The sequence below is a fragment of the Vagococcus sp. 211 genome (assembly GCF_056322705.1).
This window is the reverse complement of the sequence record NZ_CM150475.1, coordinates 207,534-221,893: the sequence shown is the minus strand read 5'-3', so window position 1 is coordinate 221,893 and position 14,360 is coordinate 207,534. Positions and strand designations below refer to the sequence as shown.

At 39.1% G+C, this 14,360-nt stretch carries 11 protein-coding genes and 1 other annotated feature; of the genes, 4 read left to right on the top strand and 7 right to left on the bottom strand.

Annotated features, from left to right (window positions below):
• Positions 1–7: 7 nt before the first annotated feature.
• From ACVWM0_RS01175 to ACVWM0_RS01165, 3 genes are all read right to left on the bottom strand, one after another.
• Positions 8–3,133, bottom strand: coding sequence for an AAA family ATPase (locus tag ACVWM0_RS01175; RefSeq protein ID WP_476472828.1), 3,126 nt, complete (start codon positions 3,131–3,133; stop codon positions 8–10).
• Positions 3,134–3,144: 11 nt separating this feature from the next.
• Positions 3,145–4,281 (bottom strand): exonuclease SbcCD subunit D, encoded by a 1,137-nt coding sequence (locus ACVWM0_RS01170; RefSeq protein WP_476472827.1) that lies wholly within the window; start codon positions 4,279–4,281, stop codon positions 3,145–3,147.
• Positions 4,282–4,396: 115 nt separating this feature from the next.
• Entirely contained in the window at positions 4,397–5,023 is a 627-nt protein-coding gene (locus tag ACVWM0_RS01165) for a lysophospholipid acyltransferase family protein (protein WP_476472826.1), read from the bottom strand.
• A gap of 116 nt (positions 5,024–5,139) precedes the next feature.
• Between ACVWM0_RS01165 and ACVWM0_RS01160 the strand changes: the two genes are divergently transcribed.
• Both ACVWM0_RS01160 and ACVWM0_RS01155 read left to right on the top strand, forming a co-directional pair.
• Complete coding sequence (locus tag ACVWM0_RS01160; protein WP_476472825.1) at positions 5,140–5,886, top strand: tRNA1(Val) (adenine(37)-N6)-methyltransferase; 747 nt, start codon at positions 5,140–5,142, stop codon at positions 5,884–5,886.
• Positions 5,873–6,142 (top strand): GIY-YIG nuclease family protein, encoded by a 270-nt coding sequence (locus tag ACVWM0_RS01155; RefSeq protein WP_476472824.1) that lies wholly within the window; start codon positions 5,873–5,875, stop codon positions 6,140–6,142. The genes ACVWM0_RS01160 and ACVWM0_RS01155 overlap by 14 nt, the downstream gene beginning before the upstream one ends.
• An 11-nt stretch (positions 6,143–6,153) precedes the next feature.
• Here ACVWM0_RS01155 and ACVWM0_RS01150 read toward each other — a convergent pair whose 3' ends face one another.
• Together ACVWM0_RS01150 and aspS are read right to left on the bottom strand one after the other, a co-directional pair.
• Positions 6,154–7,038: a YitT family protein gene (locus tag ACVWM0_RS01150; RefSeq protein WP_476472823.1), complete on the bottom strand. Its 885-nt coding sequence runs from the start codon at positions 7,036–7,038 to the stop codon at positions 6,154–6,156.
• A gap of 30 nt (positions 7,039–7,068) precedes the next feature.
• Positions 7,069–8,841, bottom strand: a complete 1,773-nt coding sequence (aspS, locus tag ACVWM0_RS01145) for an aspartate--tRNA ligase (protein WP_476472822.1) — start codon at positions 8,839–8,841, stop codon at positions 7,069–7,071.
• A gap of 53 nt (positions 8,842–8,894) precedes the next feature.
• Positions 8,895–9,102 (bottom strand) — a binding site (T-box leader).
• A gap of 124 nt (positions 9,103–9,226) precedes the next feature.
• Here aspS and ACVWM0_RS01140 point away from each other — a divergent pair.
• Positions 9,227–10,597 (top strand): N-acetylmuramoyl-L-alanine amidase, encoded by a 1,371-nt coding sequence (locus ACVWM0_RS01140; RefSeq protein WP_476472821.1) that lies wholly within the window; start codon positions 9,227–9,229, stop codon positions 10,595–10,597.
• 46 nt (positions 10,598–10,643) lie between these two features.
• Here ACVWM0_RS01140 and ACVWM0_RS01135 read toward each other — a convergent pair whose 3' ends face one another.
• A complete protein-coding gene (locus ACVWM0_RS01135; RefSeq protein WP_476472820.1) occupies positions 10,644–11,732 on the bottom strand; it encodes a M42 family metallopeptidase in 1,089 nt (362 codons plus the stop codon).
• Between the two features lie 207 nt (positions 11,733–11,939).
• Between ACVWM0_RS01135 and ACVWM0_RS01130 the strand changes: the two genes are divergently transcribed.
• Positions 11,940–13,580: a peptide ABC transporter substrate-binding protein gene (locus ACVWM0_RS01130; RefSeq protein ID WP_476472819.1), complete on the top strand. Its 1,641-nt coding sequence runs from the start codon at positions 11,940–11,942 to the stop codon at positions 13,578–13,580.
• Positions 13,581–13,640: 60 nt separating this feature from the next.
• Here the strand turns inward: ACVWM0_RS01130 and ACVWM0_RS01125 are convergent, their stop codons facing one another.
• Positions 13,641–14,360: an MIP/aquaporin family protein gene (locus ACVWM0_RS01125; RefSeq protein WP_476472818.1), complete on the bottom strand. Its 720-nt coding sequence runs from the start codon at positions 14,358–14,360 to the stop codon at positions 13,641–13,643.

Here is a 14,360-nt window from a genome sequence, read left to right as displayed (position 1 = left end):
TCCCTAACTACAATTCTAAGGTCGTTGCAATCTCACTTCGACCTCTAGTATTTGATTTTATTTGTAACTGTTGCGGTATTCGCTCCCTTAGTTCACTCACATGGGAAATAATACCGATTAAACGGCCATCTCCTTGAATCATTTCTAAAGAACGAATGGCCATCTCTAACGCATCTTCATCTAAGGAGCCAAAGCCCTCATCAATGAACATGGCATCGATTTGAATGCCTCCTGCTTCGTGTTGAATCACTTCTGCTAAAGATAATGCCAAAGACAGGGAGGCAATAAAGCTTTCCCCACCTGACAATGTATTGACACTCCTTAAGGCCCCTACATTATCATCAAAAATATTAATTTCAAGACCGGTTTGACTCTTATACGATCCTTGCTCTTCATTTAATTCAAAGCGGTAACGGCCATTGGTTAAGACTAATAATTTATCATTTGCCACATGTAATATACGACGTAAATAGGTTTGTAGAACAAACCGCTCCATACTCAATTTGTTAGCAGTGTCACCGTTCAACACATCTGATAATAGGGTCAGCTCTTCCAATTGTTGGCGCTCTTTCCCCATCTCATCTAAGGTTCTAACAGCTTGTGACATAACTTTCTTGTTTTGTTCTAGTTTATAATGTTGCGTCACAATAATTTGTTGTCCTACTTCTTCTTCTTTTTGTCGTTCCACCAATTCCTGTTTGATTAACTCTATCTCGGGCAATACCTGTTGACCAATTTGTCTTCTTAAGCGTTCCCGGTCATGACCAACAATCCGGGTTTTTTCTTCATATGCCGTGATAGTTTCTTCAAGCTTGGGTATCGTTACTAACGACTCTAAAAGAGACTCATAGTTTAACACATCTAAGTCTAATTCTTTTAATACAACCTCTAGTTTGCTTTGTGTCACAGTTTGTTTGGTTAACAACACTTCGTAAGAATCAGTTAAATAGCCCCTCGATGTAAGCAGGCTCCCTTGCCTTGTTTCAAGCGCCTTTATTTCTTTAGTTGCCGTCTCTAGCTGATGTTCCCACTCTGCTAATTGTGCCTCTCTTACTGTCATCTGATGTAACAACGACTCTACGGTGTCAAATCCCTCTGGTAGTTGAGCCCTTAGATCAACCAGCTGTTGTTCCAACACAGCTTTTTCCATTTCTAGTCTTTGACTGTTTGCCTGTGTCTTTTCTAGGTCTTTTTGACAGGCAGTATGCTCTTCTTTTAAGGCGTTAAGCTCTTCTACTTGTTGCTCTAATACCTGAAGTGACATACTGTTTGCTTCAGATGTTTCTTTATGTTTTTCTTTTAATTGTTTTAAAGCGTCCGTTTCTGTTAACCCGATTCCTTCTAATTCAGTGGATAATCGTGTGTGACATACTTCTCTGGCTGCTTCTAATTCTTCTTGTTGTTCTAGTAAATGGCACATTTCTTGCTGGAGTGAGGCTATCTTTTCTTTAAGACTATCTCTTTGCGTCTCTAAGTCCGCAACTTCTTGTTCTAATATAGCCAATTCCTCTTTGCTCAACACTCGTTCATAGGCTGGGGAAGGGTGTTCTTTAGAACCACAAACAGGACACGGCTCTTCTTGCACTAATTGAGCACTCAGTACAGCAATTTGCGCTTTCAACCAGTCATTGTTTTTTTCTTGCCTGTTTGTCTCAACATCCTGCAATTTATGTTGAAATTCTTCAGTCAAACCAATGTTTTTAGTTATCTCACGAGTACATGCCAGATGTTGTTGTTCTAATCGTTTATGTTCTTCCATAGACAAATCAACGTTGCCGATGTGAATCGCTAACTCTTTCAGCTCTTGCTGTTCTAATAAATAATCTGGACGCTTAGCTTCTTCTTGTTGCAAGCGTACCATTTGGGTCTCAATCTGAGTGAGTTGTTCCTCCAAAGCTTGTCGTATGGTTTGTTCTTTTTGCCACGCTTCTTCTTGTTGTCTTTTTTTAAGCGTCATCTGTTCTTTTTTTTCAAACAGAGGTTGCACTCTTTCCAACTCTCTTATTTCTTGCTCCCATGCTGCTTTTTCTTTCGCTTTTTCATTCACTGATTGAAGCGTTTGTCTTGCTGCCTCTAACGCTTTATTTGTAACAGATAGCTGTTCCTTTGTTTCTAACTGACTGGCTTCATTTGTCATGATATCTTGTTTTTGTTCCATCAGTTGATAGTATACAGGGGCACTTTTCTCAATGTTTTTCAGTTGGAATAAGGTCTGTTTTTCTTCCTCTATCTGGTCTTTAGTAGCTGCCAATAAGACAAGCTCTTCTTCTACTTTTTGCAACTCTTTGTAAGCGTCTATGAGCTGCTCTTGTTCTTTTTCTTTTTGAATTAAGGCTTGCGTCTCTATCACGCGTTTTGCCTGTTCTTCTTTGGCCTTGTTTAAGTCTTCTTCATATACTAAACGTTGTTCTTCATATAAAGATAAGATATCCTCAACCGTTACAGCTAATGCTATTTTTTCTTGGTACGTTTCGTCCCATTCAAGATGACTCAAACCAATCCTAAGCTCTTGCTGCTTACTACCTAGCTCTTTCTCCCAGATTTTTTTCTGCTCTTTTATTGATTGAGCGATATCTCGGTAAAAATAAGTATTAAATAATTTACGCAAAACATTTTCTTTATCGTTACTATCAGCACTTAAAAATTGCTTAAATTCACCTTGAGGCAACATCACAATTTGTGTGAACTGTTCTTGATTTAACTTTAGTAAGTCATCCAGAAAAATCCCAACATCTCTTTGTTTGGTTAATTGGTTAACCTCTTCTCCTTCTTCATCAAACACTGTCAGTGTGACTTTAGAAGCCTGATTGGTAAATCCCTCACTGCGTTGTTTTTTCACTCGCTGTTCGGGCTCCCTTTCAATGATATACCGTTGGTTTTTCTGTTTAAATTCAAAAGTTACTTTGGTTTTAATTTTAGGATCAGCGAAATTAGACCGCATTTCTTTTCCTTGCCTTTGCCTTCCTGATGTTTGACCGTATAAAGCATAAGACATGCCATCAAAAATCGTTGTTTTCCCAGCCCCCGTCTTACCTGTAATCAAAAATAAAGACTGAGCATAAAAATCTGAAAAATCAATGGTTGTCTCCTCATAAGGACCAAAATTAACTAAACTTAAGCGAATAGGTTGCATGCTTATCCCTCCTAACGTTCTTTTTTGTACTCTATAATGCTCTGTTCTAACCAGTCTTTTTGCCCCTCTGTTAATGGGACACTCGCCACTTCCTCATAGTATCTCTTGATGAGTTCTTCTGGTTTTAAACTGCCCTCAGATTCACTATCTGATACTAAAGAATGATGGGAAACTTTCTTTAGATGAGCTCGCTCTAGACTAATAATATTAGGGTAAATTTCTCTCAATTGGTTTAACACATCCACAATAACAACTTTATCAGTCAACGTGATGCCGTAATAGTTCTCTCTGTTAATACTTTCATAATAATCTTTAGATACCAAGGTCTCAAAGGAAGCGGTTAGTTGCTTCACGTCTCTTAAAGGGGTTACTGGGTAAAACTGTTGATCCATCCCCTCCTCAGTAAACGCCACAAGCCGAACTCCTTTTGTTTGGTTCTCCTCAGACAGTGAATATTTAAGTAATGAGCCACTGTATTTAATCTTCTCACTTTGAGTTAAGGCATTTGGACTATGTAAATGCCCTAAAGCAACGTAATCAAACACATCTAAAACATTAAGAGGCACATTATCTAACCCCCCTACTTCTAAAGGCGTTTCAGACTCTCCTTTGCTACTCCCTGTCGCAAAAAAGTGCCCCACGAGTACTTGTTTTTTGGTGCTATCAAAAGACGTCATCATCTCTTCAATCACGAGAGGCATGGCTGTTTGAATGTCTCTAATGCTGTCATCCCCAAAATACTCTCGAGCATGGAAGGGTTCAAAATAAGGCAATAAGAAGAATTGCACATTCTTCATTTCCACGGGTTCAAAAGCTTGCTCTAACCGCGTATGTAGATGAAAACCCGAAGCCTTCAACCAAGGCGCACCGGTCTCTAAACGTGTCCCACTGTCATGGTTACCAGAAATCCCTAACACTGGAAAACGATGGGTTAAATTCATATCAATCATCATCTTGTTAAGTAATGCCACCGCATCCACAGATGGAACCGACCGGTCATATAAATCTCCAGCGACGATGATGGCATCGACTTCCTGTTCTTTGGCAATTTGTAGCATTTGTTTGTACACATCTTCTTGCTCTTCCAATAAGGAATACCCATTTAACTTACGTCCGATGTGCCAATCTGCTGTATGTAAAAATTTCATTTTCATCCTCCTAAAAAAGGCCTTCTTATCATTATACCAAATTTCCCATTAAACGAGTATTTATGATGGGTTATTTCTAAAATAAAAAAATGCCTTGCCCATAAGGACAAAACATTTATTTCTTTTTCGTTGGAACACGATACACAAAATCAGGATTGATTTCCGTATCTAATTGGCTAAAGGCCGCTTGCATTCGGCGTTCTACCTCTTCAATTCCCTCTTTATTCATTTTTTTAATATCTGAAATATCAATCGGTTCACCGTATTTAATGGTCACACGGCGTTTACTAAATAATTTTCCGAAAGTCAGTGGGCCTTGATACACCGCAGGGACAATGTTGACTTTCCCTAGCTTACTAATTAAAGCCGCGCCGCCTTTTAAGTCATCAGAATATCTGCTACCACTTGGAAAAACCATAACGCTTCGATCCGTATTTTTTAACGTTTTTACTGGTGTTTTAATGGCACTTGGGCCAGGATTGTCACGGTCAACAGGGAAAACATGACACTTGGTCAAGATGTACCCTAATAGTTTATTATCAAACAATTCTTTTTTCGCCATAAAGCTAAAGGTCTTTGGCCAAGCACCCATGGCAAAGTACAAGGGTTCAAACCAGGTTCTGTGAGGACCAACAAGAACATAATTATCGTCTTTTGGTAAATTTTCAGTGCCTTCATAGTGCGCATTAGTATTAATTAAAAAAGTCAATACTCGTACAACTTGTAAGAGAAATCGGTACATTTGTCTCATCCTTTTCTTTGAATTCTTCCTAAGTATGCCTAAATTTCAATTAACTTGCAAGTATTTCTTTCTGTCCTTTGTTATAATGAATGGAATACAAAATAAAGGAGTTTCTTATGTCTGATTTACTAAAACCTGGAGAACGTATTGACCAACTTGTTTCCCAAAACATGCAAATTATTCAAAGTCCTGAGGTCTTTTCTTTTTCCTTAGATGCTGTTTTACTCGCCCACTTTGCTTCTATTCCAAAACGAGGGACAATTGTGGATTTTTGCTCTGGTAACGGGGCTGTTGCTCTTTTTATGCAACCTAGAACCAACGCCTTGATTCGAGGCATTGAACTACAAGATCGTCTTGCTGATATGGGGCTTCGAAGCATTCAGTTAAATCATTTAGAAGAACAGGTCACCATGGAACAATGGGACATCAAAGACATCACGTCTCTCATCCCTACAGATTCCATTGATTTCATTACATGTAATCCCCCTTACTTTAAGACACAACCGAATAGCAAAAAAAATCCTAACCCACATTTAGCTATCGCAAGACACGAAATCCATCTCAGTCTTGACGATGTTTTCTCCAATGCGTCAAGATTGTTGAAAATGAACGGGAAAATCGCTATGGTTCATCGACCTGACCGGTTATTAGATATTTTGGATAGTATGAAGCAACACCGAATAGCGCCAAAACGGATACAATTTGTCTACCCTAAAGCCCATAAGGAAGCAAACATTTTACTCATTGAAGGCATTAAAGACGGCAAGTTAGACGGACTGAAAATTTTACCGCCCCTTGTCGTCTACGATGAAGAAAACAACTACCTACCTGAAGTAAGTGAGATGTTACATGGCAACAACTAATCATTACTTTTACGTTTTGCTCTGTAAGGATAACACCTTTTATGGAGGGTATACCATTGATCTAGACAGACGATTAGAAGAGCATAACTCTGGTAAAGGCGCTAAATACACAAGACTTGCCAAACGACGACCAGCCAAAATGATTCATCACGAAATCTTTGACACACGAAGTGCCGCGATGAAGGCGGAGTATGCCTTCAAACAACTATCTAGACCTCAAAAAGAACGCTACTTGGACAAAAAAAAGAGACCCTAAGGTCTCTTTTTTTAATCCACTTGTTCGTAAAAATTCCCCATAACCGTCACGTTTTCTGAGATACTAACAAACGCTTTGGGGTCTGAATGGCGCATCGCATGCTCTAAAAAAGGAATTTGATCACGGGTGATGATAGTAATCAATACTTTTTGTTCCGCATGGCTAAAGGCACCTTCAGCATCATTTAAAATCGTGATGCCTCGGCGAATTCTTTTTTGAACTTCTTCCACTACAGCCTCTGGTTTAGATGTAATAATCATTACTTGCATTTTTTTCTGCTTGGTAAATACCATGTCCACTACTTTTCCATTAACGAAAATTGAGAAAGCACTGTAAAAGGCATAAGGCCAGCCAAATAAAAAGCCAGAAGTCATAATAATACAGGTGTTAAAAATGATATTCATGGCACCTACATTACGGCCTGTCATTTTGCGAATGGTCATACTCACAATATCTAGACCACCAGAAGATAAACCATGTCGTAAAGCTAAACCAATTCCTAACCCACATAATGCCCCACCAAAAATGGCACAAATGATGGGATCTTTTGATAATTCAGTCACTGGGATAATTTGAATAAATAAAGATGTCATAAAAACTGAAAACATCGTAAATACTGTAAATTTCCTGCTTATTTTTTTCCAAGCTAGGATAAATAAGGGGATGTTTAAACAATATAACACCACACTCATTGGTAGATTGATATTGGAAACTGTTTCTGTCAGTGTCACAATAATTTGTCCTAATCCCGTAATCCCGCTGGCGTATATGTGACCAGGACGCCAAAACATATTCAAGGCAACGGCTTGTAGTATCCCATTCACTACTGCGATGGACATTTTTTCCATATACCCATCTTCAATTAGTTGATCTTTCCAATGGTTAACTTTCAACATGGTTGTAATAACTCCTTAGTTTTTCAACTCTTACTTGTTCTCTTCCTTAACAATTGACAGACTTAATTCACCGAGTTGTTCTGTAGAAACCACACTTGGTGCTTGGGTCATTAAGTCGGTAGCACGACTGTTTTTAGGGAACGCAATCACTTCGCGAATGTTATCTTTTTTAGCTAATAACATAACCAATCGGTCTAATCCTAAAGCAATCCCTCCATGTGGTGGGAAGCCATATTCTAAAGCATCTAGTAAGAAACCAAATTGTGATTCTGCTGATTCTTTTGTGAACCCTAGTGCCTTAAACATGTCTTCTTGAACGTCACGTTTAAAGATACGTAGTGAGCCTCCACCTAACTCATAACCGTTTAATACAACATCATAAGCCTGAGCATATACTTTACTTGGGTCTGTTTTTAATAAGTCTAAATCACTTTCTTTTGGCATCGTGAACGGATGGTGCGCTGCCATGTAACGGCCTGCGTCTTCATCGTATTCAAATAATGGCCAATCAACAATCCATAAGAAGTTAAATTGATCTTCATTAATTAGGTTCAATTCTTTCCCTAAACGATTACGTAAAGCACCAAGAGAGGCTGCGACAACATCTTTTGTGTCTGCACAGAATAATAATAAGTCTCCAACTTCAGCATTGGTTGCAGCAATAAGAGCATCGCTTGATTCTGTAAAGAATTTGGCGATAGGACCTTTTAGTCCCTCTTCTTCTACTTTCATCCAAGCTAATCCTTTAGCGCCAAATTGTTTTAACCATTCTCCTAATTGATCCATGTCTTTACGAGAATAATTAGCTGCTGCACCTTTAGCGTTCAAGGCTTTAACTGCACCACCTGATTCAATCGCTGCATCAAAGACTTTAAATCCGGCGTCTTTTACTGCTTCCGCCACATCAATTAATTCCATCTCGAATCGTGTATCTGGTTTGTCACTACCAAAACGGGCCATAGCATCATCGTAACGCATACGAGGGAAAGGTAATGGAATATCTAAGCCCATCACATCTTTCATCACTTTTTGTAGCATGTTTTCTGTGTATTCTTGAATCTCTTCCGCTGTTAGAAAACTTGTTTCGATATCCACTTGGGTAAATTCTGGCTGGCGGTCACCACGTAAATCTTCATCACGGAAACAGCGAACGATTTGGTAATAACGGTCAATCCCTGCACCCATCAACAATTGTTTCGTTGTTTGTGGTGATTGAGGTAACGCGTAGAAGTGACCTGGATGAACACGAGACGGTACCAAATAATCACGAGCCCCTTCTGGTGTTGATTTGTTTAAATAAGGTGTTTCAACATCCATAAAGTCATTCTCGTTTAAATACTCACGAATCACTTGGCTCGTGTGATGACGTAGTTTTAAGTTATTTAACATGCTTGGACGACGGATATCCATGTATCTGTAAGCCATACGAACATCATCACTGATTGTTTGGTCATCATCGATGGTAAACGGTGGCGTTTTAGCTTTGTTGTACACTTCAATAGAGCTTGCGCTGATCTCAATTTTACCTGTTGCCATATTAGGATTAATCGCTGAGTCTCCACGTGCTACAACGGTCCCTGTCACACCGATAACATATTCGCTACGGCACGTATCCGCGATTTCCCATGCTTCTTTTGATTCCTCTGGATTAAAGACAACTTGTACAATACCTTCACGGTCTCTTACATCGATAAAAATAAGATTTCCTAAGTCACGGCGCTTTTGTACCCATCCTTTGACAACGACTTCTTGTCCTAAATCCTTTTCTGAAACTTGTCCACAATAATTGGTTCTTTTTGTCATAATTATCGCCCCTTTTTTTCTTTAAAAACAATAAAAAAAGCCCTTGTTAAACACACAAGGACGAATGATTACACACACGCGGTACCACCTATCATTGGAAGTTACTCTTAACTTCCCACTCAGACGATTAACGCTCGCTAACGGAATGACTTTAATCATTCATCTCCAGAGTGTCTGACCTTTATTTTACTGGGCTGCTTTCACCATGCTAGCCTTCTCTTTAAGTAATTCCTAAAGGTGTTTCTCTATCATTGATATTACTACTAAAATTACTAGATAATGCAAAAAAAGTCAATAGAATTTACTAAGATAAATCATCAAAACTACTTTTAAATCCATTTTTTTGCTATAATAAGGGCACTATAAAAAAATTGGAGATTACGTTGTGAGAAATTCAGATAATAGTAGAAATACTATCAAACTTTTTATTATTAATATCCTTATCATCAGCCTGGTTATTGTGGGCTTTATTTTTATGAAGGGGAATAGTCAAATTGTAGATGTTAAAGTCTTAGCCCTAAACGTTCGAGAATCTCCTAGTGTGACAAGTGACATCCTAACCCAAGTTCATCAGGAAGATCAGGTAAGAATCACTGACAAAAAAGGCGACTGGTACCAAATTATCACCCCTGATAAAACGGAAGGTTGGGTAGCTGATTGGTTGATTTTTGATGGGACTTCTGGCCCCTTTACACAACTACCTGCCATCATTAATCAGAGAAGCGTTGATTTGAAACAAAAAGACAGTAAAAAAAGTAAAACACTCAGTACCCTCAAACGGAAGCAAAAAGTCACAGTTACCTTAGAAAAAAATGGCTGGGCCCGTGTCCTTGTGGGCGATCAATATGGCTTTGTTCCTTCTGAAACTGTTTCTATCAGAAAAAAACAGCGCGGAAAAATCGACGAAAATACTACCTTACGTATCGCAACAGACACTGCTCGCCTAAAAACGGAAAAAACAGGGAAAGCTATTTCTGATATTACTCTAGAGTACGGTGAACAAGTAACCTTTAACGAAGAACAAGAGCATTGGTATAAAGTCACCACGCAATCTGGGGAAACGGGATACCTTCATCCTTTTGAAGTAACAAGTAACAAACCAGAAGCTCTAGATAAAAGACCTGCGACGCCCATGGCTGAATACCGGATTATGTTAGATCCTGGGCATGGAGGCAGCGATCCTGGGGCTGAATCAAATAATGGAGAAACCTTAGAAAAAAATGTGACCTTAGCGACTGCTAAAGAAGTCCGTCATGTGTTAGAAAAAAATGGGTTTACTGTGATGATGACTCGGGACAAAGATGACTTTGTCCCACTGTCTAAAATTGCTGATATTAGTAACAAAAGCCATGCCGATGCCTTTATTAGCTTCCACTATGACTCCACTCCTAATCCTAATGAGGGGTCAGGAACAACGACCTTCTATTTACACAAAGAAGATCAACCTTTGGCTCAAGCGGTCAACGATAAAATAGCAAGCCTCTTACCTCTTGATAACAGAGGATTTGGAACACAAGACTACCAAGTCTTACGTGAAAATAAACGCCCTGCTATTTTACTAGAACTAGGGTATATTAATAACGATTTAGACGCACAATACGCACAACACCCTAAATACCATGAACGGGTGGCAAAAGCCGTCTACGAAGGACTACTCACTTACTTTAATCCAGAAGAAGTGGACACGGCTGAAACAAATTCACCAGAAACCTTTGAAGAAAGTAGCAGTAGCACAGATAACACTGTGGCAGAATAAAAAAGGAACCCTTTACGGGGTTCCTTTTTTTGTGTCGGATATTCTCTTAAGCGAAAGGATGGATCCATTCTTCTATCTTATCTGGCGTTAACTCATCCAACATAGCGATTACTAATTGTTTCGCTGCTTCGTAGTCCTCAAAGGATACATAACAGTGATGGGTATGAGCGTATCTTACTGGAATCCCCACAACAATGGCCGGAGCCCCTTCGTACAGATTAATCGACGCCCCGTTCGTTCCACCACCTTTTCTGACAGAATCTTGCACAGGTAAGCCATACTTTTTACCCATTTCTAAAGCGAACCCTTGAAATTCTGGGTTCGTAATCATGGATACATCAAAATGACGTAACATCGGTCCTTTACCAATAGCTGATTGGGTCATATAGTCGTTTGGGGCAAAATCATCCGCTGGACAGCCTTCAAATACAATGGCAATGTCTGGTTTAACTTTTCTGACAGCCACCTGTGCGCCTCTTAAACCTACTTCTTCTTGAGAGGTAAGAGTTCCAACCACGTTAAAATCATACTCTTTGTCCTCAATGTCACTTAAGACATCCATCATGCATGCCACACCAATACGACAATCAAAAGCCTTACCTAAAAATAGCCTTGTTTCGTCATCATACACACAGTCCACATCAGGAACCACAGGTGCGCCAATCCCAATATCAAAGACCTCTGACACTTCTTTAGCAGAGGTTGCTCCAATATCAATCGATAAACTATCAAAAGATACCCCTTGTTGTCGTTCTTGTTCGCTCATAAAATGGGGCGGTTTGCTCGTCACAATCCCGATACGATACTTCCCAGAACGGGTTCTAACTCTTACTTTTTGAGCAGCTACATTACTTGCTACCCACCCTCCCACAGGTAAAAAGCGTAATAGTCCATTGGGTTGAATCCCTTGAACCACGAACCCAACTTCATCACTATGAGCGTCTAATTGTACTACTAGCTGTTCTTTTTTGTTATGTTTATGAGAAACATACACGTTTTTTATGCCATCTGAACTCACATCGCCTAAACTAGCCCATTCAGAAGCCACGTATTTCCCTACCTCTTCTTCAAAACCAGACACGCCATTTAATGATGATAATTCCTTAATGGTGTTAATTGCTTTTTCTTTATTCATGTTTCTCCTCCAATTGTTTTTCTCGTTGATTTTATGACTATTATAGCCTATCTACCCAATAAATCAATAACAAATCTCTTTGTTTTCTCATATAAAAAAGCTATTAAATCAACAATTAATAAATAATTCTTGACATAACAGTCAACTATATTATAAAGTGATTAAAATACTAACTGTTTTTTAATATAGTTTTTTAGGAGGAGTTTTATGAAAGTAATTAGTAAATATGGGGTTGTCTTAACATCGGTATTATTATTAGCAGCTTGCTCTAATAATGCAAATACCAAAGAAGACGCTGGTAAAAAAGAAGATAACAAGGAAACAAAACAAGTCTTACACGTTATTGAGTCATCAGAATTACCAACAATGGATATTTCATTAGCCACTGACGTGGTAAGTTTCTCAGCAATCAGCCAAGTAATGGAAGGGCTTTATGAATTCAGTGATGACAGCACTAGTCAACCAGCCCTTGCAAAAGAAGTAGCAGAACCAACAGATGACGGTAAAAAATACGTGATTAACATGCGAGATGACGGCAAATGGAGTAACGGAGATCCTGTGACAGCTCATGATTTCATTTACTCATGGCAACGCTCAGTTAACCCAGAAACAGGTTCTGAGTACGCTCATTTATTTGACGGATTCAAGAATTATGAAGACATTAAAACGGGTAAAAAAGACCCAAGTGAGTTAGGGGCAGTCGCTACGGATGACTATACGATTGAAATTACACTAGACCATCCGATCCCTTATCTAAGCTCTTTACTAGCAAAACCTACTTTTTATCCACAAAATGAAAAACTGGTAAAAGAAACGGGCGATGCTTATGCAACAAATAGTGATAGCTTAGTTTATAACGGGGCCTTCACTCTAGAAAACTGGGATGGTACAAACACTTCTTGGACTTACGCTAAAAACGAAGACTTCCACGACGCTGATAAAGTTGCAATTGACGAAGTCGATGTAGCGGTGGTGAAAGAAAATGGTACCAGTCTAAATCTTTACAACACTGACGAAGCTGACGTGGTACAAATCAAAGGTGAGTTTGCTCAACAAGAACAAGGCAATCCGGATTTACATATTAGAGAATTCCCAGCTAACTATTATTTACAATACAACTTTGAAAATGAGTTAGTAGCCAATCAGAAAGTCCGTGAAGCCTTTACGTATATCTTAGATTCTAAGCAGATAGCAGAACAAATTGTCGCTGATGGATCCAAAGAAATTAAAGGTTTCGTTCCGACCGGTATTGTGAATCCTGCAGATAAAGCAGACTTTGCTGAAACATCTGGTACTTTATTCTCTTATGACGAAGACAAAGCCAAAGCAACTTGGAAAGAAGCGAAAGCAGAACTTGGTTCAACGAAGCTTGAATTCAGCCTCCTAACCTCTGATACAGACTCTGCTAAGAAGTTAGCTGAATACATCCAAGGAACGCTAGAGAGCGAACTGGATGGCTTAAAAGTCAACGTATCAACCGTTCCTTTTGCTAACCGTTTAGATGCGATGTCTAAAGGTGATTTCGATGTGGTACTGGCTGGTTGGTCAGCTACTTTCTCAGATCCTTATGACTTCTTACAACTAGCGAACATTGGCACGCCACAAAACTACGGTAAATGGGAAAACAAAGAATATGCTGATTTATTAACAGAAGCGTCAACCACTCTTGCTAATGATCCGATTAAACGATTTGACGCATTAGTGGATGCCCACAAAGTAATGATGAAAGAATTACCTTACACACCTCTTTATCAAATTAGCGAAAGCTTCTTAATCAAACCAAATGTTAAAGGATTGGTGCACCGTGCCTTAGGTAGTCCTTATTATAAAAATGTTAGCCTAGACTAACAACAAAAAAAGAGCCGTGATCATCACGGCTCTTTTTGTTTATCTTTAGTTTAATTTTAATTAAAGTGGCATTAACATCCATAACAATGCAGCAACGGCTCCACCAATCATAGGTCCAACAATCGGTACTAATGCATAACCCCAATCCGAACCACCTTTGTTAGCAATTGGTAAGATTTGGTGAGCAATACGAGGACCTAAGTCACGAGCTGGGTTAATAGCATAACCTGTTGGTCCACCTAATGATAAACCAAGAGAAAGGATTAACACACCTACAAGAACAGGGTTCATACCATCAGCAATCGTATGTTGTGAGAATGCTAGTAAAGCGAATACTAAAACAAAAGTACCAATAGCTTCTGTTACAGTGTTAGCAAAACGATTACGAATAGCTGGTCCTGTAGCAAATGTTCCAAGGATAGCTGCTTCGTCTTTTGTTTCTTCCCAATGAGGCATGTAAGTAATCCATACAAGGATTGCACCAACCACACCACCTAATACTTGTGCGATAATAAATGGTGCTACTAAACGCCACTCAACATTACCTGTCATTGCCATACCTAATGTTACAGCTGGGTTTAAATGAGCTGGTCCCATAAAGCCTGCGATATAAACAGCCATCGTTACTGCTGCTCCCCAACCTAATGTAATAGCAACCCAACCAGCACCTTGTGCTTTACTCTTGTTTAAGCTGACTGCAGCAACAACGCCATCTCCAAGTAATACTAAAATCATTGTTCCTAAAAATTCACTAAAAATCTGAATCATATTCGAGTCCAT

Bases quoted from the DNA above. Each gene is read 5' to 3' on its own strand.
- ACVWM0_RS01175 (WP_476472828.1), bottom strand. From the start codon at position 3,133: ATGCAACCTATTCGCTTAAGTTTAGTTAATTTTGGTCCTTATGAGGAG.
- ACVWM0_RS01170 (WP_476472827.1), bottom strand. From the start codon at position 4,281: ATGAAATTTTTACATACAGCAGATTGGCACATCGGACGTAAGTTAAAT.
- ACVWM0_RS01165 (WP_476472826.1), bottom strand. From the start codon at position 5,023: ATGTACCGATTTCTCTTACAAGTTGTACGAGTATTGACTTTTTTAATT.
- ACVWM0_RS01160 (WP_476472825.1), top strand. From the start codon at position 5,140: ATGTCTGATTTACTAAAACCTGGAGAACGTATTGACCAACTTGTTTCC.
- ACVWM0_RS01155 (WP_476472824.1), top strand. From the start codon at position 5,873: ATGGCAACAACTAATCATTACTTTTACGTTTTGCTCTGTAAGGATAAC.
- ACVWM0_RS01150 (WP_476472823.1), bottom strand. From the start codon at position 7,038: ATGTTGAAAGTTAACCATTGGAAAGATCAACTAATTGAAGATGGGTAT.
- aspS (WP_476472822.1), bottom strand. From the start codon at position 8,841: ATGACAAAAAGAACCAATTATTGTGGACAAGTTTCAGAAAAGGATTTA.
- ACVWM0_RS01135 (WP_476472820.1), bottom strand. From the start codon at position 11,732: ATGAATAAAGAAAAAGCAATTAACACCATTAAGGAATTATCATCATTA.
- ACVWM0_RS01130 (WP_476472819.1), top strand. From the start codon at position 11,940: ATGAAAGTAATTAGTAAATATGGGGTTGTCTTAACATCGGTATTATTA.
- ACVWM0_RS01125 (WP_476472818.1), bottom strand. From the start codon at position 14,360: ATGGACTCGAATATGATTCAGATTTTTAGTGAATTTTTAGGAACAATG.